This is a genomic window from Candidatus Obscuribacterales bacterium (genome assembly GCA_019744775.1).
In the GTDB taxonomy this organism is placed as follows: domain Bacteria; phylum Cyanobacteriota; class Vampirovibrionia; order Obscuribacterales; family Obscuribacteraceae; genus SBAT01.
Map to the genome: position 1 here is coordinate 107167 of JAIETZ010000003.1, position 23059 is coordinate 130225.

General features: G+C 46.9%; 19 protein-coding genes. 8 read left to right on the plus strand and 11 right to left on the minus strand.

Annotated elements, in window-relative coordinates:
• Both K2Y22_07200 and K2Y22_07205 read right to left on the minus strand, forming a co-directional pair.
• Positions 1–621 carry a hypothetical protein gene (locus tag K2Y22_07200; GenBank protein MBX9878231.1) on the minus strand — a complete coding sequence of 207 codons (621 nt, stop codon included), beginning with the start codon at positions 619–621 and terminating at the stop codon, positions 1–3.
• 146 nt (positions 622–767) lie between these two features.
• Positions 768–2540, minus strand: coding sequence for a hypothetical protein (locus K2Y22_07205; GenBank protein ID MBX9878232.1), 1773 nt, complete (start codon positions 2538–2540; stop codon positions 768–770).
• A gap of 101 nt (positions 2541–2641) precedes the next feature.
• Here K2Y22_07205 and K2Y22_07210 point away from each other — a divergent pair, with 101 nt between their 5' ends.
• Genes K2Y22_07210 through K2Y22_07225 form a run of 4 tightly spaced genes read left to right on the plus strand, consistent with a single transcriptional unit; the run spans position 2642 to position 6754 of the window.
• Positions 2642–3610: a mechanosensitive ion channel family protein gene (locus tag K2Y22_07210; protein ID MBX9878233.1), complete on the plus strand. Its 969-nt coding sequence runs from the start codon at positions 2642–2644 to the stop codon at positions 3608–3610.
• A 46-nt stretch (positions 3611–3656) separates the two neighbouring features.
• On the plus strand, positions 3657–4796 hold the full coding sequence (locus tag K2Y22_07215) for an acyl-CoA dehydrogenase family protein (protein ID MBX9878234.1): 1140 nt from the start codon (positions 3657–3659) through the stop codon (positions 4794–4796).
• 27 nt (positions 4797–4823) lie between these two features.
• Positions 4824–5981 (plus strand): aspartyl protease family protein, encoded by a 1158-nt coding sequence (locus tag K2Y22_07220; GenBank protein ID MBX9878235.1) that lies wholly within the window; start codon positions 4824–4826, stop codon positions 5979–5981.
• A gap of 2 nt (positions 5982–5983) precedes the next feature.
• Positions 5984–6754: a glycosyltransferase family 2 protein gene (locus K2Y22_07225; protein MBX9878236.1), complete on the plus strand. Its 771-nt coding sequence runs from the start codon at positions 5984–5986 to the stop codon at positions 6752–6754.
• Positions 6755–6812: 58 nt separating this feature from the next.
• Here the strand turns inward: K2Y22_07225 and K2Y22_07230 are convergent, their stop codons facing one another.
• The 7 genes from K2Y22_07230 to K2Y22_07260 all read right to left on the minus strand — a co-directional run bounded on the left by K2Y22_07230 (position 6813) and on the right by K2Y22_07260 (position 12141).
• Positions 6813–7193: a KH domain-containing protein gene (locus tag K2Y22_07230; GenBank protein ID MBX9878237.1), complete on the minus strand. Its 381-nt coding sequence runs from the start codon at positions 7191–7193 to the stop codon at positions 6813–6815.
• A complete protein-coding gene (rpsP, locus tag K2Y22_07235; protein ID MBX9878238.1) occupies positions 7127–7357 on the minus strand; it encodes a 30S ribosomal protein S16 in 231 nt (76 codons plus the stop codon). The genes K2Y22_07230 and rpsP overlap by 67 nt, the downstream gene beginning before the upstream one ends.
• Positions 7358–7417: 60 nt before the next feature.
• Positions 7418–8905, minus strand: coding sequence for a signal recognition particle protein (gene ffh, locus K2Y22_07240; GenBank protein ID MBX9878239.1), 1488 nt, complete (start codon positions 8903–8905; stop codon positions 7418–7420).
• Positions 8906–9214: 309 nt separating this feature from the next.
• Positions 9215–9805 (minus strand): histidine phosphatase family protein, encoded by a 591-nt coding sequence (locus K2Y22_07245; protein ID MBX9878240.1) that lies wholly within the window; start codon positions 9803–9805, stop codon positions 9215–9217.
• Positions 9806–9819: 14 nt separating this feature from the next.
• Positions 9820–11106 carry an HD domain-containing protein gene (locus K2Y22_07250; GenBank protein ID MBX9878241.1) on the minus strand — a complete coding sequence of 429 codons (1287 nt, stop codon included), beginning with the start codon at positions 11104–11106 and terminating at the stop codon, positions 9820–9822.
• Positions 11106–11603 carry a hypothetical protein gene (locus K2Y22_07255; protein ID MBX9878242.1) on the minus strand — a complete coding sequence of 166 codons (498 nt, stop codon included), beginning with the start codon at positions 11601–11603 and terminating at the stop codon, positions 11106–11108. The genes K2Y22_07250 and K2Y22_07255 overlap by 1 nt, the downstream gene beginning before the upstream one ends.
• Positions 11604–11652: 49 nt before the next feature.
• Entirely contained in the window at positions 11653–12141 is a 489-nt protein-coding gene (locus K2Y22_07260) for a TlpA family protein disulfide reductase (GenBank protein MBX9878243.1), read from the minus strand.
• Between the two features lie 121 nt (positions 12142–12262).
• Between K2Y22_07260 and glgP the strand changes: the two genes are divergently transcribed.
• Positions 12263–14884, plus strand: a complete 2622-nt coding sequence (gene glgP, locus K2Y22_07265; protein ID MBX9878244.1) for an alpha-glucan family phosphorylase — start codon at positions 12263–12265, stop codon at positions 14882–14884.
• A 196-nt stretch (positions 14885–15080) separates the two neighbouring features.
• On the opposite strand, the gene K2Y22_07270 is transcribed toward glgP, so the two are convergent.
• On the minus strand, positions 15081–16730 hold the full coding sequence (locus K2Y22_07270; protein ID MBX9878245.1) for a beta-galactosidase: 1650 nt from the start codon (positions 16728–16730) through the stop codon (positions 15081–15083).
• 133 nt (positions 16731–16863) lie between these two features.
• On the opposite strand from K2Y22_07270, the gene K2Y22_07275 reads away from it, so the two are divergent.
• The 3 genes from K2Y22_07275 to K2Y22_07285 all read left to right on the plus strand — a co-directional run bounded on the left by K2Y22_07275 (position 16864) and on the right by K2Y22_07285 (position 20786).
• The gene (locus K2Y22_07275; protein ID MBX9878246.1) at positions 16864–17598 is read left to right on the plus strand and encodes an MBL fold metallo-hydrolase; all 735 of its coding nucleotides are present in this window, start codon (positions 16864–16866) and stop codon (positions 17596–17598) included.
• Positions 17599–17854: 256 nt separating this feature from the next.
• A complete protein-coding gene (gene dnaK / locus K2Y22_07280; GenBank protein ID MBX9878247.1) occupies positions 17855–19792 on the plus strand; it encodes a molecular chaperone DnaK in 1938 nt (645 codons plus the stop codon).
• 82 nt (positions 19793–19874) lie between these two features.
• Complete coding sequence (locus K2Y22_07285; GenBank protein ID MBX9878248.1) at positions 19875–20786, plus strand: hypothetical protein; 912 nt, start codon at positions 19875–19877, stop codon at positions 20784–20786.
• On the opposite strand, the gene K2Y22_07290 is transcribed toward K2Y22_07285, so the two are convergent.
• Entirely contained in the window at positions 20787–23033 is a 2247-nt protein-coding gene (locus K2Y22_07290; GenBank protein ID MBX9878249.1) for a nitric-oxide reductase large subunit, read from the minus strand.
• Positions 23034–23059: the final 26 nt, after the last annotated feature.

Below are 23059 nucleotides of genomic sequence, written 5' to 3' on the forward strand. Positions count from 1 at the left end.
TTAAGGGCTTGCGTCTTGTGGAAGTTCAGGGACAACTGACTTGCGTTCTTTAGGAGCCTTGGGATTTGTCTCTGTTACTTCGGCGCCGGCTTTTAATTGTGTTGAAGATGGTTCGAAGTCTTCAGTAATTATTTCTTGCGCTAATTTGAAAAATCTAGAACCCGGTTCAATTTGTCCTAATTCACGAATAGCGCCTTGCACATCGTTTTGCAATTCAAGTTTATCCATAGCATCGAGATAGAGAGCTTGATTCAACAACTCTTGCGTATCTGCTCCCGGCATAGCAAATATATTTGGCACAGGTGTGCCGCGCAGTATTGCAATGGCTGCAGGATAATTGCGTTGCGTAATGCATTGTTCGGCAGTATGCGTAACGTAGATTTTGAAAAGTCCGATTGAAAAACCGCCGACTGTAATTAAGAGTCCTGCACCAAGCACAAGATCCAACCACATCGGATGACGGAAGCGTTTGGACGCAGGAATGTCGGGCTCTTCCAATACTTCATCGAGAATTTTTGAGACGTGATGTTGCTCCAAGTGATGCTCTGCACCACCGGCGTTTTCACCAGTCGACTTATTTAAGTCCTCTTCTGGGGCCCGGTCTGACGTTGAATCAGCCATTGTCGAATCCTTGTAGTAAGTTCGTGACCTATTCGGAACCCTGCAAGTATTACCTTATCACGCTTTTAGGGCACATGCCAGTGAAGAGATCGCCTGAAACTACCGTCCCGCGCGCTTTTTGCTGAAAGTTGTGAAGGCTTTACACTTTATCGGGCTGATGACAAAACCTTCTCCAGGTCTTGTCTCTGATAAGGATCAAACTCAGTCTTAAGCTTTTGCTCGACTGCGCGACAGACAGCCTGTCCATGACCTTTTGAAGCCAATTGCAGAAGACTTGCTTTTGCTTGTCGCTTGATGGAAGGCTCTTTTGACTGACTAAGGGTGGCGACGGTTTTAGTTATTAGGTTGGTCATGCCTAACTGTCCGACAGCCTTATAAGCCACTACTTTCACAGGTGTAGACGGATCATTTATGGCTTCCTCTACTAGATGAGCGCATTTGTCGTCCATGAGTCCCGGCTCGGAGGCAATTACCGATAATAATGATTCGAAAGCCATCTGTCGTTTGTCGGCGGCATAGTCACGACTAGCAGTGAAGAGCACTTCGTAGCTTTCCTTTGTCGGCAAAGTACCGAGGGCTCTCAGGATTATCCAGTAGGTTAATGCTGCTCGAGCATCTTCTTCCATTATCGGTTGCGCGCTCAATGGTTGAGAAGTACGTTCTTGCAAATTGACCAGTTTGTGCAGCATAGCAATTAGTCTGGGAACTGCTTGCTTATCTTTCAACAGAGATAAAGCGTCAATTGCTTCATTGGTGATAGGTGAATTGTTATCGAGGGCACGCTCTAGACTTTCATTTGCTTCAACGATGCCTAATTTGCCTGCTAAATATGCGGCATGACGCATTTGTCCAAGGGCGTCATTGTTTGCGTTTGCCGTGTTGTTTAAGCAGGCAACAATTGCATCGGCTGTTGATTTATTGGCGAAACTATCGAGAATGGATTGAATCTCCGCATCGAGATTCGCTTCTGTTATTTGTTCCTGATTTTTCTTCAGCCAATTGGCCAGCATGAGGCTGGCGCGAATTTGTCTGGGTTCTGCTTTTGTTGCTTTACTAATTGTCGCAAAGCAGTCAGGTAAGCCAAGATCAAAGCCAATGTCGCTGTTGAATGTTTGTCCGGTGGCTTCGATAATCTGTATGACCATTTCCAGCGCGGCTTGGTAGACGATAGGATCATTTGTTTTCAGAAGCTCAGAAATTTTGTGTTGTCTGGCAACGGCTATAGACATGTAGTCTTGCAATGGATGTTTTGCCAATAGTGCATCTGCGAGTTCGTGAGAGATTATCGCTGAGGGCCATAAAGCTAAAGCTCTTGCTGTGTCTACGCGCAGCCAGTTTTCTTCGTCGTATAAATAGGGCAACAAGGCTTCTTTGGCTTGGTCGGTGCCAAGGCGACCAAGCGCGTAAGAAATATGGGCAAATGAAATCTTGCCGTCGTATGTGGTGTCATCAAGCAATTTCGTCAAGTGATGAGAAGCTTGCTTGCAGTTGAGATCGGCTAGCATGCTGGCAGCATTTGCCCGCACGCGCCAGTCGCTGTTGCAGATTGGTACAACATTGGGATCAGCATTATCCTCATCTGCGGGCAGAAGAAGATCAATCATTTTCTGTCTAGCACCGTCTTCATTTGTTAGCTCAAGAACAATTGCCGCTAATTTCTCACCCCACCAGAGTGGTGGAATTTTCAAAGCAATTGATAGTTGGACAGAGCTTTCGGATTCCAGCGCTTGTTTTATATCGGCACGTACGTCACGAAATTCACGTTGGTTTTCCGGTGAAGAGCCAATCAGTCCATGATAGATAAGGAAGTGTTCCAGCTCAAAATCGTCGACAGCGACTTTAGGAGTTTCCTTCAGTCCGGAAGCCAAACGCTTGAATTGCTTTACCACTCTAGTGAATAATGTTGTCATAGCGCCCATTTTAGAATACCGGCGTTGCAAAAGGCAGAAAGGACGGTACAAACTTGGACCCAAACGCTGATTTATGGCAGCACCTTGTTTACCTAGCCACGCGAGGCCCCATGGTTGTGCCTTTGTGGGCTGCAGGGCTCTGGCTTATTCTTCTTTTAACAAGGAAAGGTGTCTTAAAGATCACGTGGCATTGGCTGGGTGTCAAGGATGAAACGCTTGTTAAAGAGCTTAGTAATCGACTCGACGTGCCGTTTCAACTGCTTCTGGTGTTGTTAGCTGCTCTGCCATTTATTCGTATGATTGGCGGCGAGTTTGGACAGACGCTCGAGAAAGCCTCTTTCTTCATTGCAGCGTTTCTTGTCTGTCACGTACTTATTCAATCTTTGGACTTGCTGGTAGTCCGTTGGTATCTAGGCAAAGTAAAAGCGACAAGTGTTTCGCCGGCGTTTCACTTTCTGTTTTTTACTGTGTTGTATGTCTCAGTACTTTTGTTACTGATGGATGCCGTTCTGAGCATGAATGTGTTGCCACTTCTTGCAACATCAACAATTGCTACGGCTGTTTTAGGTTTAGCATTGCAGGATACACTGAAAAATATATTTGCCGGTCTAACAATCAGCATGGAAAAGAGCTTCCGCCCAGGTGATTGGGTGATGTTTAAGATGGACAGTGGTGCGGAAATCCTCGGTGAAATCAGTGAAATTGGTTGGCGTTCAATAAAAATACGCACGCATGCACGTAATTACTTGATGGTGCCGAATGCACAATTTCTGTCACAACAACTGATCAATTTGAGTTTCCCTAATTCGGTCCATGCAGTCATATTGGAAATTCCAGTGGCAAAGGAATTAGCACCACATACCGTTTCGCAAGCACTTTTGAAAGCCTTGGATTCAGTCAAGGAAGTTGCGGATGATCCAAAACCATCTGTTAGACCTGGCAAGATTTGCCCCGACGAAGTTATTTATAAGCTGCAGTATTTCACTGACAAGGTGACTGAAAAAGACCGCCTGAATGGACTTATTCTAGAAGCGGCATGGCAAGAGCTTTCTGCGATAGGCGCAATTGCTGCTAAGTGATAAACTACAATGGCTATTACATAGCGTGGGCAGCCAGGAGGATCTTGTGAATACGTTCTTAAGTGCATCTCAGGAATCACTGAAGGAAAAATATCAGGCTTTTGCAAAGAGCACGATCGAGCCGCAGGCAAAGGCCCTGGAAGAGCACAAAGTTTCACTGAAAGATTTTCTCAAGACAGTCGGACAATCCGGCTATTGTGGTATCACTGTTCCGAAAGAATTCGGCGGACAGGGTGGTTCGCTTCTTGATCTGATTTTGTTTGTTGAATCGGCATGTTCATATGAGCCCGGCTTGGGCATGACTCTTGCTTGTCACACGGCAGCAATTGAGCTTATCAAAAAATATGGGAGCGAAACTCAGAAATCAAGATTCTTACCGCTTCTGGCTACTGGCGAAATTGTCGCCACCGTAGCTTTTGCTGAAGAAAACGCCGGCACCGATTGGCAGGCTGTAGAAACAAAAGCAATTAGTGAATCGGGCAAGCTTGTCTTAGACGGTAAAAAAGTTTGGACCGTTAATGGTGAAATTGCCGGCTTGATGGTTGTGCTTGTTCGCTCAGGCGACAAACTTTCATTGCTCTTGGTGAATTTAAATCCGGATGCTATTGCGGGCGGAACGTTGAATTGCAGCCCTGATAAGGCACGCCTGGGTCTGCGTTCGTGCTTTGTAAACGATGTTGAGTTCAAAAGTATGAAAATTGCAGAGGACAGCTTGCTCGGCACAGACACTCAAGCGATTGCCATGGCCAATTATGTAGCCGATGTAGCGAAAGCAGTCTTATCTGCTTCTTGCATCGGACTAACCGAGGCTGCTCTCAAAGAATCAGTTAAGCATGCTCGGGATCGCAAACAATTCGGTGTCAATATCGGGCAGTTCCAAGGAATTCAGTGGAAGTTGGCCGACATATCGACTGAACTAGAAGGAGCGCGCTTGCAGACTTATAGAGCCGCTTGGTCGCACGATGAACGTCCTGAGAATTTCCGCCGCTTTTCAGCAATGGCTAAATTGTTTGCCTCAAAAGTAGCAAAAGTCCACAGTGGCGAAGCCATGCAGGTTTTGGGTACTTTCGGTATTAGTGCTGATTCTGCATTGGAGCGCTTTTACAGAGACGCAAAAATGACCGAAATATGCCTGGGTACATCAGAGGCGCAGAAGTTAGTTTTAGTGGACGAACTGGGTATATAAGCAGTTGACTACAATAGGGCGCCCAAGATGAGAAACAAAATCCTCGCTTTGTCTGTCGCTTTTGGCTTTTGCATTTCTTCAATGTCCGCTTGGGGTGCTGCTTTTGAAGAAGGCGTAAAGCTTTTTGGACAGCGCAACTTCAAAGCTGCTGCGCTGAAATTCGATCAGGCGGTAAAGAATAATCCCAATGACAGTAATGCCTTTTACTACAGAGCGCTTAATTATCAATATTTGGGCGATAGAGCTAAAGCAAGTGCTGCCTACCAACAAATCATGCAAAAATTTCCTTATAGTACAGCAGCACAATATGCTCAACAAGCGCTAGCTCAGCCGGAAAAGCCGAGTCGTGCATCTAGAAGTTCGGGCACGCATGATTTTCAATCGTCTTTTGGCGCTGATCCGGAGCAGACAAAAATACACTTTACGAAACAAGGTAAGTCCTTGGTTGTTGATGCCGAGCTGAATAACAGGCGAATACCGGTAATTTTTGATACGGGTGCTGAGGATTGCGTGTTTGGTACAAATCACTTGAGGCAACTTGGTATCAATCCACCGACAGGGCCGGCAACAGGACAGGCAGCCGGCGTAGGTTCGGCAGAGCCCGTCAAAACTTGGCAGATGAACGTTGAATTGAAAATTGGTCAAATCAAGCGCTCAAATTTTCCCATCAGCGTTCAGGAAAACCTGCCTACAGAGCCACTTTTAGGACAATCATTTTTCAAAGACTTTGAATACACGATTGACGACAGCATAAGTACAATAGAGTTATCGAAACGGGGTGGTGGTGCAAGGGCGTCTTCTGGTTCAGATAGTAATTCCGTGCCGTTTACACAAGAAGGTAAAGAATTAGTAGTAAGCGTGGATGTTAACGGCAAGAAGTGTCAGATGTATTTTGATACAGGAGCCGAAGGAATTACATTCACAAAAGAGCAAGCGCGGACACTTGGACTTTCCATACCGGAAGATGCTGAGCAAGGCACAAGCATGGGAATTGGCGGCACTACTAATTCTGTCAGTTTCACAGTGCAGAGAATGCGTATGGGGCCAATTGAGAAAAGCGATATTCCGGTGAGTGTAATTGAGGCAGGTAAGATGCCGAAACCGCTTCTTGGTCAAACATTTTATGGTGGTTGGCAGTACACAATCGATAACCAGAATAAGGTAATTAGGTTTCTAAGGCGCTAGGCATGAAAAAGCCGACTCTTTCTGTTGTGATAATTGCCCTCAATGAAGAGAGGCACATAGGCGATGTGTTGGCTGCGGCAACGCCTCTTGCAGACGAGATCATTCTCGTTGATTCCGGATCGACAGATAGAACTATTGAAATCGCAAAGAGCTTTAACGCAAAAGTCATTCATCAAGATTGGTTGGGTTACGGTAAACAAAAAAACTTTGCTATTGCGCAGGCTACCAGCGACTGGATATTGAGCCTTGATGGTGACGAGATAATGACACCGGAGCTTGTTGCAGAAATTGGTGCTGTTTTGGAAAGCTCGCGCATAAACGAATTTGATGGCTTCAAAATCCCGCGCATGCTTCATGTAGGTGGTGTGCCTATAGCGCATGGTGGATTCTACCCGGACAGGCATTTGCGCCTTTTTCGTCGCGGCAAGGGCAAGTTTAACGACCGGCTTGTGCATGAATCTGTAGTCGTTGATGGACCGCTGGATAATCTCAATCACGCTCTTAAAAATATGGCTTACGAAAACCCGCAGGAGTTTGCCCAGTCAATGGAAAACTTTGCGCGCTTGTCGGCCAAGCAGCGACTAGTGAGCGGCGCAAGCTGGTGGCATACAAGCAGAATCAATGAGTTGATTCATCCCGGTTGGACATTTGTCTATCGCTATTTCGCACGCCTGGGCTTTTTAGATGGATCACTTGGGCTGCAGTTGCAGCTTGCGTACAGTGATTACGTGCGCAATAAGATCAAATACTTGCGCGACGAAATAAAGAAATAGGTCAAAAAATAAGAGGCGCATGTAATGCGCCCCTTACAAAGATAATCACAAGACCGGACTAGTACTCGTCTGAGTGTTGCTCTTCACCTTGAGAGTTGATATCGATGTCGACCTTTTTGCCACGGCGGCTGGCGGCTGATTTAACCAGCAGGCGTAGTGCAGAAATGGTCTTGCCGCCTTTGCCGATAAGTCTGCCCGTATGTTCGGGATCGCAACTTACGGACAAGCGGAGGCGTCTTTCGTCGATGGGTTCTCTGATGAACTGGATACTGGAGGAATCGCGCGCCAGCACAGTGAGGACGTACTGCGCTAAATCCTCGGCAGCGGTTGAGTCACTGACGGGGACATATTCTCTTTCGCGACGGTAACCGCCTAGCCTGCGGCCTTTTTGATAAGGCTTGCGACTGTCTCTGTAGGTTGAGCGCCGTTCTTGATCCATTTTGAAACTGCTTCTTTGTTAACTTTGAGTTCTTTGGATTTTGGGTTGTAGTAGCCCACTTCTTCGATGGGCATGCCATCGCGTCTGTTGCGCTGGTCGGTCACCACTATTCTATAGTGTGGAGCCTTAGTTGCGCCTACGCGCTTCAGCCTGATTTTAACCACGGATTTTTCCTCTTAGGACCATTTTGTATATGTAGTCACGATATTCTAGCAAAGCTAGGATTAGAACCGTTTCCCTTTCTTTCGATATCCACCACTAAATCCACCTTTTCTTGGGAAATTAGCGGGCGGTAATTTAGGCATACCTGCTGGTGGACTGCCAGGAAAGGGCGGCATTTGCCCTTTTGGAGCCCCAGGCATCCCAGGGAAAAGGCCAGGCAGCATTGAGGCGCCGCCTCCACCCATCATTTTATTGAGTTGTTGAAACATTGTGCGCATCTTGTCAAATTCATTTAACATTTGCCCAAGAGCGTTTTCCTGCATTCCGGACCCGTTGGCAATCCGGCGACGGCGGCTCATGTTGATAATTTCGGGTTTGCGGCGCTCTTCGGGGGTCATGGAGTTAATAGCCGTCTCATAAAGACCCAGCATTTTCTCGCCATGGTCGGCAATTTGCGATTGCTGGTCGGAGGAAATTCCGAACATGCCGCCTATGCCCATCATCTTCATGATGTCGCCAAAAGATCCCATCTTCTTCATCATGCGCTGGGCGTTGACGAACATTTCCAGAGTAAATTCGCCGGCCATCATTTGCTTCGCGACTTTCTCTGCTTCCTTTTCGTCAATTGCTTGCTGCGCTTTTTCGACAAGTGATAGAACATCACCCATTCCAAGAATGCGGCTGGCCATGCGCTCTGGATAGAAGGCTTCTAGGTCGACCAACTTCTCGCCGGTGCTGATGAACTTAATGGGACGACCGGTTGCTTCGCGTACGGAAAGCGCGGCGCCACCTCTGGCGTCTCCATCAACTTTGGTTAGGAGAACCCCTGTTGTGTCTAACTGCGTGTTGAAAGTGTCGGCAACAGTAACTGCTTCTTGTCCTGTCATCGAGTCAATTACAAGAAGCTTTTCTCCTGGCTCAAACAGGCGATCAATAATTACCAACTCTGCCATCAAATCTGTATCAATTTGCAGACGACCGGCAGTATCGAGAAGTACTGGGTTTAGACTTTCTTCTTTTGCTTTGCTTATTGCCTTGGTGGCAATCTCACTTACGTCTGTAACGCCAGGTAACGTAAACACTGGCACATCAATCTGTTTGCCGAGTGTCTGTAATTGCATGATGGCTGCCGGTCTTTGAATATCGCAAGCGACCATCAAAGGCTTTTTGCCTTCTTTCTTGAGCTTCAACGCAAGCTTGGCGCAGGCAGTAGTTTTACCTGAACCTTGCAAGCCGAGCAGCATGACGACAGCCGGCTCGCCTTTGAGATTGATTGGCACATTTTCGCCACCGAAAATCGTGACCAATTCATCGTGAACGACTTTGATGAATTGCTGTCCTGGCGAAACAGACTCAATTACTTCTATTCCCAGTGCTCTTTGGCGCACACGGCTGATGAAGAGCTTTACCACCTTCAAGGAGACATCTGCCTCTAGAAGTGACTTGCGCACTTCGCGAATAGCTTCTTCGATGTTTTCCGGCGTTAGCTTGGCTTCGCCGCGGACAGTCTTGATAAAGCCCTGCAGGCGGTCTGTAAGTGTATCGAACATTTCTTAGCCCATTGGAACAATACGTATAGGCTAGCAAAAGATCTCAACAGGTTGTTGTTTCTGATCCAAAGCTTAAGGTTGTTTGTAATACGATTTATTACGGTTGTCATGCTAGTCCGAACAAAGGGTGGAAAGTCGGGGATCAGACGTTTGTCCGGCAACGTAAAAATTACATATGGAGAACAGCCGTGTAAAGCATGTCGTGAAGGAGCGTACCAGGCATTTAGAAACGCGCATACAAAAGCCGCCAGAAAGAACCAATTGAAAAATGTCCTTTTGCAATTGAAGATAGGTTGCCTTTGATTTCCGTCATATATGATTTACGACAATCGGCAGCAATCTTTCGCTCTTCCACAAGAGGATAGATTGGTCTGCGTCACTGTGCTGATTAATTCTGTGAATGCTAACGTTTTCAATTAGTCCGCCAGGCATATTGAGCAGTTTTGTAATGACGTGCCAAACGCAGCCATGCGAGACGATTAATACTGGCCCTTCGTTTTGTACGGACGCTAACAGTCCGCGATGAATCCTGTCTTGAAACTCCTGTCTGGTTTCACCACCGGGAGGGTTTTCACTTCCAAGAAATAGATTTGGTACTTGGTGATACGGTTTTCTTGACCATTCACCTACTTCCCATTCACGTAATTCGTGGACAACTGTGAGTGGGACAGACAATGCCTCATTGAGGATATGCGCTGTCTTGAGAGCTCTTTTCATTGGACTTGCGCAAATGGTTTTGATGTTGTGCTCGGTATCTTGCAATAGCTGAGTTGCAGCTTTTGCTTGGGCAATGCCTGCTTCGTTAAGCTCAATATCCCATTCGCCACCACACATGACGGCTTGGATATTGGCGTCAGTTTGTCCATGACGGGCGAAGTAAAAACTTGAGGCATTAATCATAATGTTGGTTGATCTTAGGCTATTGGTGCAGGTTCAAGAAGTCGGACAATTGTGTCCGACACTTCAGCTGGATAGATGAGCCAGAATGAGGCGAATTGCCCTTTGACCAATGCATCTACCGTTGGTGAAAGTGATGATAGTTCTTTGATTTGTCCGTTAGCTGTGCGCAACATAATATTTGACTGTGGATGATCGTTGTCCGGATGATATAACTCATATGGCTTGATACCGGTTGAGTCCGTTGTTAAATAGAATTCCGGATCAAAGTTGGATTTCTTCAGCGCATCTGCAGCTCGCTTCTGAATGGCTTCGGCTTCTTCTGTTGTTTTTACTGGAAGACGAATAGCTTTAAAGAGTTTGCGATTGATGAGACGTGAAGCGAGATCGCGGAGAATTGGATCTTTGTCGTCCATCCAACGCTTGATGTGGTACGTGAGAGCCACATCGTCCAGACGTAAATATTCTTGGACGTCCAGGGGCTCATTCATTAGCCACTTGTGCATCGGCTCGTCCATGAAGTTTAACTGTCCGGCAAGCATGCGCGCGCGTTTGACAAGTAAGCCCAATTGGGCGCGTGCGGCAAGATTCTTCTTGTGAAAATAAACAGAGGCGTACATTGAATAGCGAGCGAAGAGATAGTGCTCGACTGCTGTTTGTGCTTTTTCTCCAGAGACAACGAGACGGTCATTAGGTTCGTCGATTTCCAGCGATGCAAGAATGCGATCGAGAGCAAAAAGTCCATAGGCTGTACCGGACATATAACTATCGCGCAACAAGTAGTCGAAACGATCACAGTCAAGTTGGCTGGAGACGATGTCGGATAAGTAGTGGGGCTTAAAAGTCTTTTTCAAGACACTAGCTATCTTTTCCGGAAGTTGTTTATCGAAACTTCTAAGTGTTTCGGTGATTCCAGTGTTCTCGGTAATAATGCGGCTTGACCAGTCTTCGTGGTTATAGCCGACTATTTTTTCGGTGACGTGACTGTACGGACCGTGTCCGACGTCATGCAAAAGTGCCGAAGCAAGAATTAGTGGTTCATATTCGGTAAGCGATGGCGCTTTTTCCAGAAGTTGACTATATAGACGAGAAGCAATGTGCATCACGCCGACCGAGTGCGTAAAGCGTGAATGTTCTGAGCCTAAAAATGTCAAATTGGAAATGCCGAATTGATGCACACGGCGCAAGCGCTGGAATTCCGGTGTATCAATTAGCTTTAGGATGAGGTTTTCAGCACGATTATTGCTGTCCAGAACAATGTCGTGATGAATTGGATCAAGAAATATGCGTTTGCTGCTGGCCATTAAGACCTCGATTCGCTCGATAGAGCAGGCGTGATAAGTGAGATCAATGCGCAGAATATTGTTCCGCCAAAGATCGTGCGTGAAAGTGTGTGCAGTTTATGAAATTCGTCATGAGCCGTCGGGTCGGTGGCAATTGCCGGCAACAGTTCAGCCATCATTGGTGTGAGTCCGAGAGAGAAAATCATTGCTGTTGCAATTGCGGCAAAGCTTGCAGCATAGCGAACGTAAGTAGATTTGGTTTTATTTGGGTTTGTGGCAAAATCAACAGCTTCAGCAGCGAGCAAACCAATTGCTGCACCTAATGCTACTTTGGCAAAGTTGATAAATATCGGTGCATTGGCGGTTGCAGCTTCTGTTTGTGAAATACCGGCCGCTACTGCTGTTTTAACAAGAACAATAGCTGTGAATACTATTGCTGTAGATCCACCAAACAACAATGCTAAACAGACGAGTCGTACAACTGTCGTTAGTGTTTTTGCCCAGGACTGAATTTGCATTTGTATTAAGCTCCTTTTCCGGCTTAACCTAAGCCAGGTGTTTTGACCCTCAGCCGGGTTTCAGCGCCGGCACTTCGTCGGCCGCACTGAATAATGCCTTTGTCGGCATTCCGGATAATTCGGATAAATCTTGATTGAGTCCTTCCAATTCTGCTTTGTCAAAGCCGACGATGGTTCTGTCGATGACCAGATCTCGTCCGACAAGAAAGATGGAAGGCACGTTTGTTAAGTCATAACCGACGGACAATTCGTAGCTCTGATCGAGCAAGGCAGGAAAGGTAATGCCGAACATGCGGCAAAAGCCTTCCGTTGCATCGGTATCGTCTTGACTGATTCCCCAGATCGGCAGATTGGGATAGCTGCGGTGCAGTCTTTCCAGGTAAGGGAATGTAAACTGACAAACAGGGCAGCTAACTTTGAAAAATGCCAAAACTACTGCCGGCTCGGAACGCAAAGTGTCAGTTAACACATAGGCGGCTTTATCGAGCCCAGTTAATCTAAATGTCGGTGCCTTGGTTCCAGGACTGAGTGCCGGCATCTGTTGCTCCGTTATTGCCCTGCACCCATCTTATATTCTTGGCAACAAGTAAAAACTTTGCCAAATCGCTTAAAAGAGCTAATTCGTGGGAAAATTTTTACAGTAGGCCGGAGGATTTAAGTTGAAACCAATTCGCACTTTTGAGGTTACGCCATTCTTGCCGCCCGAGCTTGAGTGCCTGCGGGAATTGGCCTACAACCTGCGCTGGAGCTGGGACCACGAGTCAATTAACTTATTCAGGCGCATGGATAGGGAGTTGTGGGAGACGACCGGACACAATCCGGTGTTGCTTTTGGGCAAGATTAGCCAGCAGCGTTTGAATGAACTGGCAGCCGACGAAGGTTTTCTCGGACACGCCAATCGTATTTACCAAAAGTTTTGTGGATATCTCAAAAGCGAAAATACTTGGTTCGAAAAAAACTACAAAAAACTCAACACTGGCAAAATTGCATACTTTTCTGCCGAATTTGGTTTGACCGAGTCGGTGCCTATTTATTCTGGTGGTCTGGGTATTTTGGCAGGCGATCATGTTAAGGCTGCATCTGAACAAGGGCTTCCTTTTGTAGGCATGGGTATTGTTTACCAACAAGGATATTTCCGCCAGTATTTAAATCGTGATGGATGGCAGCAAGAGCGTTATCCGATTAATGACTTTTACAACATGCCCATTGTGCCTGCTCAGGATGCTAATGGTGAGCAAATTGTCGTCACCGTCAATTTCCCGGGGCGACCGCTTTATGTAAAAGTTTGGAAAGTGCAAGTCGGACGCGTGCCGCTTTATTTGCTTGATACGAATATCCCAGAAAATGGGCCTGGTGATGAAGATATTACGGATGCTCTCTATCACGGCGACAAAGAGACGCGTATTCAGCAGGAAATAGTTTTAGGTATAGGTGGTGTCAAAGCATTGAAAGCTTTGAATATCATGCCGACAGTCTTTCATATGAATGAAGGACACTCGGCTTTTCTAGCTCTTGAACGCGTGCGCATGCTTATGCAGGAGCAGAACTTATCCTTCTGGCAGGCACGTGAAGTCGCCGCTGCCGGAAATATCTTCACAACGCACACAGCAGTACCTGCCGGTATTGATAAGTTTCCACCGGAACTCATCGATAAATACTTGTCGGATTACTACCGTGATTTTGGTATTACGCGTGATGAGTTTTTAGGATTGGGACGTGCCAATGTTCATGATCACTACGAGCCATTTTCCATGGCAAATCTGGCTATGAAGCTTTCATCGCGTACAAATGCGGTAAGCAAGTTGCACGGTGATGTGTCGAGAAAATTGTTCCAAGATGTTTGGCCAAGTGTGCCGGAAAACGAAGTGCCAATCACGCATGTGACAAATGGCATTCATGCTAAGTCTTGGATTTCAGAAGAGATGGCTGATCTGTTTGATCGTTATCTTGGTCCAAAATGGTCTGAAGATGTTGAAGGACAAAACATTTGGAAAAGAGTTGCTGAAATCCCGGATGAAGAACTTTGGCGCATTCAAGATAGAAGAAGGCAGCGTCTTGTTAGTTTCTGTCGCGGCCGATTGCGCAAACAATTGGAAGCAAAGGGTGCGTTGTCCAATGAATTGAAAGAGGCTCTGGAAATACTTGATCCGGAGGCGTTGACAATTGGATTTGCGAGACGATTCGCCACTTACAAGCGGGCGAATTTGCTCATTCGAGATATTGAGCGACTTGCCTCTATTCTCAGTAACAAAGACAGACCGGTGCAGATTATCCTTGCTGGAAAAGCACATCCGGATGATGTTCCTGCTAAAGAAATCATTCGACAACTTGTGCATTTTTCGCGCGGAGAGGATGTACGACGCCGTATTGTCTTTATTGAAGACTACGATATGAACGTCGCTCGCTGGATGTTGCAGGGTGTTGATGTGTGGTTGAACACACCAAGACGCTTCATGGAAGCTTGTGGTACATCTGGAATGAAAGCAGCTTTTAACGGCGCTATTAATTTCAGCATTCTTGATGGTTGGTGGGATGAAGCTTATCAACCAAATGTTGGATGGGCGCTTGGACGTGGCGAAGTGTATGCCGATATGGACTATCAGGATGATGTTGAATCCGGCGCACTTTACGATATTTTGGAAAAAGAAATCGTGCCGATGTTCTATGACCGCGATGGTGACGGGCTGCCGCGCCGCTGGCTGTCGCTCATGAAGTCGTCAATGCTTCAAGTGTGTCCGCTGTTTAATATCAACAGAATGCTTAGAGAGTATGCACTGCGTGCTTACTTCCCGGCGTCACGTCGTTATTCGGAATTTTTGACGCAAGAAGCAGAGAAAGCAAAGAGTATTGCCGATTGGAAAGCTAAACTAAATCACCGCTTCCCTGCTGTGAAAATTGAAATGGTGCAAGCGGCTGATTCGGATCACGTGCGTGTTGGTGACGACATGCGAGTCAGGGCGCGGGTTTATTTGAATGGGCTCAGTCCGGATGATGTAGCTGTGCAGATTTATCATGGACCGATTAACTTCCATGGACAAATTGAATCAGGTGAAGTTATTCCGATGACGGTGAGTGATTCTAGGGATGGCGACACTTACATGTTTAGCGGGGCGATAAGGTATTTCAGCTCGGGTAGACATGGGTTCACGGTACGTGTGCTAGCGCATCACGATGATTTAATATCGCCGTTTGAAACAGGCCAAATCGTCTGGGCAGACGCCAACTTGCACATCGCACCGGAAGCAGATGCGACGCACAAAGAGAAGACGGCGTTGCATTAACGTTCAGCTTTGTCATTTCGAGCGAAGCAGCCAAAGGCTGCGCAGTCGAGAAATCTCGTAAGTTGAACTAATTGAACGTCTGATCGTTGCGAGATCTCCCCACTCGCTTCGCTCCGTCGAGATGACAAAAATGGGGACTCAGAATGACAAAGGGGGCGGGATGTTGGTCCCGCCCTCTTGATTTATAGCACTTACGTTATTTGTTGACAGTTTCGGAAGCGCCTATGGATCTGCTGCTTGGCGGTAGGATTTTGATCTTACCGATAGGAGCGGAAACAGCGGCTTTCGGTTCTTGGTTGTTCATGATGTCGATGAAGCTTATTTTGCGTTTGGTGTCGCTGTCGACAACAGACAACCAGACTGAGTATTCACCTGGTGTCAGTTGCGGCATGCGCAGTTCTTCTTCCCATGCTACCGGGTGTCCGGCTGCCCATGTGTTGGTTGGTGTTTCCGGTGTGTGGTAGGACAAGACGGCGGACTTGCCTTCGGCGTCTTTTAGCTCAATTTCCACGCGGAAGCTGGCGGCGATGTCCTTATCCAATTGCCTTGATGGGCGCTTTGCTGTCGCTGCTCCGAAGTTCATGGCTTTGAATGTGGCTTTGATTGGCTCGCCGGAGGCAGCTTCTGCAGGTACTGTTGCTTGTTGTACAAGTAGTTGATAGCCGATGTGTGAAGCTAGTGCCGACAATGGCTTTTGAATTGCCGGATCGGTGCTGAGCAAAATACTTGCCGGGATTTCGGCATAGCTTATGCCGTCATCGAGTGCGTACTTACTGATTTTATCTAGATCGGCTCCAGTTACGTCTTCCGCTATTTGTATACCAGTCAGAGTATCCGGACGGAACTTCAGGAATAGTCTGTATTCGTCAAACCCGTGCTTCTCGTCGGCGTTAAGGCGCGTTAGGAAAATGCGCTGTCCATAACGACGAATGGCGTAGTCGCTGATTTCATCGAGAACATCTTGTCCCATGCGGCTCTTAACTTGTGGATCGAGGTCAAAGTTTAAGCGAGCGGTCGGGAAAGACTTGGCGAACAAATCAACAATGTACTTGCCGTGCTGGTCAAGCAATCTTTGTGTCATGCCATGTTCTTTTTTCATGGCTTCATCCAATTGATTGCCGGCTGTTTTTACTTCGGAGACCACAGTCTTGCCGTTGTATGCAGGCAACGAACTTGGAGTAACCAAATTGCCTGTCATTATGCCGCCGCCGGTGATGCCGATGCTGTGGATGTTCGGGTTTTTGTCATAACGTGCACCGAACTCGGACAAGAAGTTGTCCCAGTTGGCTAAGTATGTCTTATCCCAGAACAAAGACAGTTGATGGTTCTGTCCATCAGCACCCTTGTAGGTAATTGCTTTAGCGCCGCCATCAAAAACCCACTTCGGAGTGTCGTTGGAATCGGTTGTTCTATCGATTCCAGAAGTCGCAACACGCACGATTGCTGTTCTGTTGGTTTGTGCGCAGAGTTCAAGAATGCGATCTAGAGATTCCCATTTGAAAGTATCTTCAACAGGTTCCAGTTCGTTCCATGTGTAAGTTACAGAGACGCCATTGACGTATGGTTTAGACAACAATTCTTTAATTGCAGTGATGTTGTCGTTATCTTTGATAACTGCGAAGTAGCCCAATTCTTTATTGGCCACTGGGGAAATTGTCGGCAGTTGATTTACCTTGAATGCTTTTTTCTTGATCAGTCTATCTTGTGATTTGTTCAAGTAAGATTTTTCTTGAATCGGATTGAAGTACTTCAAAATCTCGACAGGTTCATTTTTTGCAAAAGCTGCACCTGATGCGCTGACGGACATCAATAAGGTCAGCGACAGGGCAATATAAGAATTACGCATTCATCCTCCAGGCCGTCTATGGCTCACGGTTAGCTATATAGTACATATTAATAGCCTGACAACCGCAGCGGGGGACTACTCACCTAAAAGATGCTACGATTCGCTATTGATTTCCGGCTTGTGGAGTGGACTGTTGAGTCTCACCTATTTAGGTCACAGCGCGTTCAAGTTTGATCTTCCTGGACTCTGTCTTTATGTAGATCCATATTTCAAGCAACCAGTGGACTGGCAGAGACTTGAAAAGGGGCAGCTTGTTCTATTCACGCATGGTCACTTTGATCATGGCGTTAGGATGACGCCCAAACTTTACGAAGCTTGGAAGTGCAAATTTGCCGGACCGAGTAAGCTCATCAAGTGGTTGCAAAAAAGATACAAGAAGCGTGTGCCGGCAAGTGCATTCATCGAGATTGACCACGGCGAAAGCATCGAATTTAATGGCGTGGAAATAAAGGCTATTCCTGCCCATCATCCAATGACCAGACTAGGCAAGATTAGTAAGGGTATTTTCTTCTTGGTTGCGCGAGCGTCCGCTCCCGGCAATCCTGTTAATGGCTATTACTTCAACGGCTTCTATCACTCCGGAGACACCCTATATACGGAAGTAATTGCCAAAAGCCTGAAGGGCAACAAAGTCCATACTGCTTGTTTACCTATCGGTGGTCGCTATAAGGTTGCATCCCCGCAAGAGGCACTGAGAATCGCCGAGGAGATAGGCGCAAAACGCTTGGTGCCAATGCACTGGCAGGCGCTTTACGAGCAGTTTCCGTTCAGATATCAGCCATCGCATTTATTAAAGCTGGCGAAGACCCAAGAGACTCGCGTCAAGGTCAAAGCGCTGGCAATTGGTGAGGAGCTTGACGACGGATAATATAAAACTTTTGTATAAGTTTAAGAATGCATCAAATGTTTGTTGGCATGATGGAATCAGGCATAAGATGTTCATAGCTCCAAGGCAAAGACCGGAGCGTTACGAGTACGGGACCGACGAATCAGCCGAGCGAGAGCTGCGATGAGCAGGTCGCTGAGAGGCGTGAATAGCAAGGAGAAGGCACTAAATGTGCCTTCGGGCTAAGCGAAGGTGAAGACTTGTCTGAACCGGAGCGTTATTAAGGAGTACACACATAATGGGTAAGTCAGTAGGAATCGACTTGGGCACCACCAACTCTGTGGTCGCCGTGATGGAAGGTGGACAACCGACCGTTATTCCTAACGCTGAAGGCGGACGGACAACTCCATCAGTCGTGGCATTTACGAAGTCAGGCGAGCGTCTGGTTGGTCAATTGGCTCGCCGTCAGGCTGTGCTCAATCCGGAAAACACCGTTTATTCCATTAAGCGTTTCATCGGCAGACGCTTTAACGAAGTTGAATCAGAACGTTCTATCGTTTCTTACAAAGTAAAAGAAGGCGGCGACGGCGGTTGTAAGGTTTTAATTCAAGGCAAGGATTATACGCCGGAAGAAATCTCCGCAATGATCTTGCGAAAACTCAAAGAGGATGCCGAAAAATATCTCGGTGAAAAAGTGTCTTCAGCGGTAATCACTGTACCTGCTTACTTCAATGACTCACAGCGTCAATCAACAAAAAACGCCGGCACAATTGCCGGACTTGAAGTTCTGCGTATTATCAACGAGCCAACGGCAGCAGCGCTTGCGTATGGTCTCGACAAAAAAGAAAACGAAACCATTCTTGTATTCGACTTGGGTGGTGGCACATTCGACGTTTCAGTGTTGGATGTGGGCGATGGCGTATTCGAAGTTAAATCCACTTCCGGTGATACACACTTGGGTGGCGACGACTTTGACCACTGCATCGTTGACTGGGTTGCCGACGAGTTTTTGAAGCTGGAAGGCATTGACTTGAGAAAAGATCGTCAAGCTTTGCAGCGTCTGACAGAAGCTGCTGAAAAAGCGAAGATTGAACTCTCATCGGTTACCGAAACAAATATCTCCTTGCCGTTTATTACCGCTGATGCCAGTGGTCCTAAGCACTTGGACATCAAGTTGAGCCGCGCAAGATTCAATGAATTAACAAGACATTTGGTTGAGCGTTGCCGCGCCCCCATGGAACAAGCATTGAGAGATGCGAAGTTGACGTATGAACAACTCGATGAGGTTGTACTCGTTGGTGGTTCTACACGTATTCCAGCCGTGCAGGAATTGGTTAAGAGCTTAACCGGCGGCAAAGAACCTAACCAGAGTGTTAACCCGGATGAAGTGGTAGCAGTTGGTGCTGCAATTCAAGCCGGTGTTCTTGGTGGTGAAGTTAAGGGTGTTGTTCTTCTCGACGTAACACCGCTTTCACTCGGTATTGAAACAATGGGTGGTGTGTTCACCAAATTGGTAGAGCGCAACACAACCATTCCAACAAGAAAGTCAGAGATCTTCTCTACTGCTGAAGACAGCCAAACAGCCGTGGATATTTATGTATTCCAGGGTGAGCGTCCAATGGCGCGTGACAACAAGCTACTCGGTAACTTCCGCCTGGATGGTATCCCAGCATCTCCACGTGGCGTACCGAAAGTCGAAGTTACATTTGATATTGACGCCAACGGTATTCTCAACGTGACGGCGCGTGATCAATCTACCGGTAAGGAACAGAAGATCACGATTACGGCCAGCACTAATCTGTCCAGTGATGATGTTGATCGCTTGGTCAAAGAAGCCGAATCACACGCAGAAGAAGATAAACAGCGCAAGGAAGAAGCTGATATCCGTAACGAAGCCGACAGCATGTGTTATGCGGTTGAGCGGCAAATCAAAGAGCTTGGTGAACGTGTATCAAGCGGTGAGAAAGCGCGCGCTGAAATGCTCGTTACTGAACTCAGACAGAAGCTCAATGAAAACGCTGATCATGACACCATCAAAAACTTGATGAATGATCTTAGAGGTCAGATGGTTGTTATTCAGCAGTCGGCCGCGGCTGCCGGTTCACCAGTTGGTGCCGGTGCTACATCTGGTGGCGCTGAAAGCGGTGGTTTTGATGGCGGCGGCAATAGCGGCTCCGGTTCTTCGTCCAGCGGCGATGATGTAGTTGATGCTGAATTCCGCTCATCGGACGAATAACTGTCAGGGAAAACCATCTTAAATTAACGCAGCAAAAGTGCTATCTTGGGATAGGGCCTAGTTAAGCGGAGTTGATGTTGGTATGCCCAAAATTAAACTTGCCGAAGTCATAGTTGGTAGTCTATTAGGCTTTGGACTAATGTCCTTGCCGTCGGCGTTAGCCGAAGAGTCTGCTCAGGCTATGCTCGGCAAAATAAGCGCCTATGAAAATCGTTTTTTCTTTCATCAATACCCAAGTGATCCCGGTGATAAGCGCCTGCAAAGACTTGAGTTGCTTATCTTTGGTACCACACAGGAAGGCAGCATTGAGGAAAGACTGGCGCGACTGAGTAAAGCAATTGTCGAGCGCGATAGTCAATCAAGCGCAAAAACTACTCCAGTTAAACCCGAGACGCATGCTCCTTCGGCTGCGGAAAAAGAGCCACCGGCTAATAAGTCGTCTGACCAATATCCAATTCTCAATACATTAGAGTGGAGAGTTTTGAAAAAGACGTATCCTGGTGAATCACTTGATGAGAGACTGGCTCGCATTGAGACTAAAATATTCGGTCAACCGAGTCCGGCGATTTCGTATTTTGATCGCGTTGATAGATTGAAAAAGACTTTGGGTATTGGCTCTGTTACGGAAATCCCCAAAGGCCGAATGGGTCCGACTTCGAAGGCTCGACCAGGCAGTCAGTGGGGCGAAGACAATTTCAATCTTCCGCCGACCCAAAATGTGCCGAATATAGTTCCAGGTTTTCCGGAATTTGGTTCAAACAACGATATCTTTGGACCCTTGTCGGACATCATGCGCCAGATGCAAAAACAAATGAGCGATTTGTCGAAATTGCCGCCAGGTACTTATGAACTTGATCCGCAAACAGGCGAGTTTATAGAGAAAGATACTGGTAAACGCACGCAGCCATCTACGCCTTTTGTGCCGCCGAAGTTTACGGAACCAAAGCAGACAACACCAATGCCTCCGCCTTATAACGATCCGAATTCGATTTAATTATTCTATGGGTAAAGATTCCGGCTTGATGGATTTGCGCACGTAGAACATGCCGCGCACGACAACGAATACAATCGGCAGCACGCCGCCAACGACAAACGTTAAATCACCAACCACGCGAAGCCAGGTAAATAACTGGAAGTAATGTGAGTGGATAAATTCGTAACTGCGAGCAAACCAGAATCCGTGATTGAAACTTGCCACCATCTGAATTACGCCGGCCGGAAAGATGTTTAGGATAAGCATGAGCAGTAAGCCGATATTCAAACACCAGAACGATATGCCTATTAGTTTATTGTTCCAGACGGAATTTTCCATAAGATATCTGGTGCAAAATAGCACTGCTGCTACTGCCAGCATTCCATATACTCCCATTAACGCAGCATGTCCATGGTTGGATGTTAGATACGTCGCGTGTTCGTAATAACTTACGATGGGTGTGTTAATTAGGAAGCCAAATACACCGGCTCCAAGAAAATTCCAGAAGCCTACTGCCAGCAAAAACATCATTGCCCAATAGTGGGAGAAGTTCTTAATTGAGCCTTCTACCTTTGCTAGATGGACGAATTTCCAAGCTTCCATCGTTAGTAGTGTCAACGGCACAACCTCAAGAGCAGAGATCATTGAACCTAGCGCCATGTTAATTGCAGGTTGTGCGGTCCAGTAATAGTGGTGACCAATGCCAACGATACCACTGCCGAGATATAGCAAAATATCCACGTAAATAACAGACAGTGCTGACTTTTCAGAGACCATTCCTAAGCTACAGAAGAAATAGGCGACGATGATTGTCGTGTAAAGTTCAAATATTCCTTCGACCCAAAGATGAACTACCCACCAGCGCCAGAAGTCGGCAACTGCGAAATTTGTAGATGGGTCATACATCACCCCAAAACTGAAGAATAAAGGTATTGCCATTACTCCGTACAAAAGCATGTATGGCAAACTGCCGTGGTCTTGCCCTTTGAGAAGCGGACGAATGCTGCGAAATACAATGAATGCCCATAGCACCATGCCTACAATTAGCAATATTTGCCAGAACCGACCAAGTTCCAGATATTCCCAACCTTGATGACCGAGCCAGAACCATAAATCACCGAGCATATTTTTAATGCCGAGCCATTCACCGCAGACACTACCTACGGCAACAATCAGGACGGCACCAAATAATGCCTTTACCAACCAATGTTGTCCTTTGGGCTCATGCTTTGAGAGCATCGGCGCCAGGAACATGCCACCAGCTAACCAAGCAGTGGCAATCCAGAAGATGGAAAGCTGCAAATGCCAGCTGCGCGTGATGCTATATGGCAGAAAATTGCGAATATCCAATCCGTAGAGTCCCCCGGATTCCACAACGTAGTGAGCGGTAACCACACCGAACGCGGTTTGGAATAGGAATAGAAGCACGACGACCACAAAGTAAGGATAGATAGCTCTTTGGGATCGATATGGTTGAAACGATTTGACATTGTCCGTCATTCCAACGCCGGCAGGCGACCAGCCTAATGAGGGGAAAGCGCTCATGAGAAACTGAGTCAAACCAATGCCGCCGATTAACATGACAAGACTCAATGCGCTCCACATGAATATTTGCCAGTTCGGAGTGTTGCCTACAAGCTTTTCCGGAGGCCAATTGTTGGTGAACGTGTAGTCTTTGCCGGGACGATTGGTAGAACACACCCATGCTGTCCAGGCAAAAAATCTGCTTAGTTGCAAACGCTCATTACCATCGGCAATATACTTTGCAGGCAAAGGTAATTTGCCACCATCACTAAATTCAGTGTCATAGTGATGAATAAGCTCGTTGTAGGCCGCTGTCTGATTATCAGTGAGGGTAAGAGTTTCATTATCGCGATTGTAATTGTTGTGCTTAAATTCGGCGGCGAGTCCGCCAGTCAATGATTGTTGTTGCCCGGCGTTGAGTTCGTTGTACGGCTTGTTAAAACGTTCACCTGCAATCTTGTTGAGACAGAAATCCGCTTCGCGATGTAAATAGTCGGCGGAAAAATCCGGACCATTGTAAGCGCCGTGACCAAAGACGGAGCCGACGTCCATCAAGCCGTATTTTTGAAATATGCCTTGACCGGCCAAAATATCTTTACCGGTAAATAAAGTGTTGCCGTGAGAGTCGACAACTGACTTCGGAATTGGTGGTGCCTGTGTACTGGTTTCATGACCCATAAAGATGAGTGTTGAGAAACCTGCGATTAATACAAAGAACACCGAAAGTTTCCATTGCCACGACATCCGCTTAGTCTCCACCGCCTGTTGAC

Coding starts and splice junctions, on each gene's coding strand:
- K2Y22_07260 (MBX9878243.1), bottom strand. CDS start 12,141: ATGCCGGCACTCAGTCCTGGAACCAAGGCACCGACATTTAGATTAACT.
- K2Y22_07255 (MBX9878242.1), bottom strand. CDS start 11,603: ATGCAAATTCAGTCCTGGGCAAAAACACTAACGACAGTTGTACGACTC.
- K2Y22_07250 (MBX9878241.1), bottom strand. CDS start 11,106: ATGGCCAGCAGCAAACGCATATTTCTTGATCCAATTCATCACGACATT.
- dnaK (MBX9878247.1), top strand. CDS start 17,855: ATGGGTAAGTCAGTAGGAATCGACTTGGGCACCACCAACTCTGTGGTC.
- K2Y22_07200 (MBX9878231.1), bottom strand. CDS start 621: ATGGCTGATTCAACGTCAGACCGGGCCCCAGAAGAGGACTTAAATAAG.
- K2Y22_07230 (MBX9878237.1), bottom strand. CDS start 7,193: ATGGATCAAGAACGGCGCTCAACCTACAGAGACAGTCGCAAGCCTTAT.
- K2Y22_07270 (MBX9878245.1), bottom strand. CDS start 16,730: ATGCGTAATTCTTATATTGCCCTGTCGCTGACCTTATTGATGTCCGTC.
- K2Y22_07205 (MBX9878232.1), bottom strand. CDS start 2,540: ATGGGCGCTATGACAACATTATTCACTAGAGTGGTAAAGCAATTCAAG.
- K2Y22_07225 (MBX9878236.1), top strand. CDS start 5,984: ATGAAAAAGCCGACTCTTTCTGTTGTGATAATTGCCCTCAATGAAGAG.
- ffh (MBX9878239.1), bottom strand. CDS start 8,905: ATGTTCGATACACTTACAGACCGCCTGCAGGGCTTTATCAAGACTGTC.
- K2Y22_07220 (MBX9878235.1), top strand. CDS start 4,824: ATGAGAAACAAAATCCTCGCTTTGTCTGTCGCTTTTGGCTTTTGCATT.
- K2Y22_07290 (MBX9878249.1), bottom strand. CDS start 23,033: ATGTCGTGGCAATGGAAACTTTCGGTGTTCTTTGTATTAATCGCAGGT.
- K2Y22_07245 (MBX9878240.1), bottom strand. CDS start 9,805: ATGATTAATGCCTCAAGTTTTTACTTCGCCCGTCATGGACAAACTGAC.
- K2Y22_07285 (MBX9878248.1), top strand. CDS start 19,875: ATGCCCAAAATTAAACTTGCCGAAGTCATAGTTGGTAGTCTATTAGGC.
- K2Y22_07210 (MBX9878233.1), top strand. CDS start 2,642: ATGGTTGTGCCTTTGTGGGCTGCAGGGCTCTGGCTTATTCTTCTTTTA.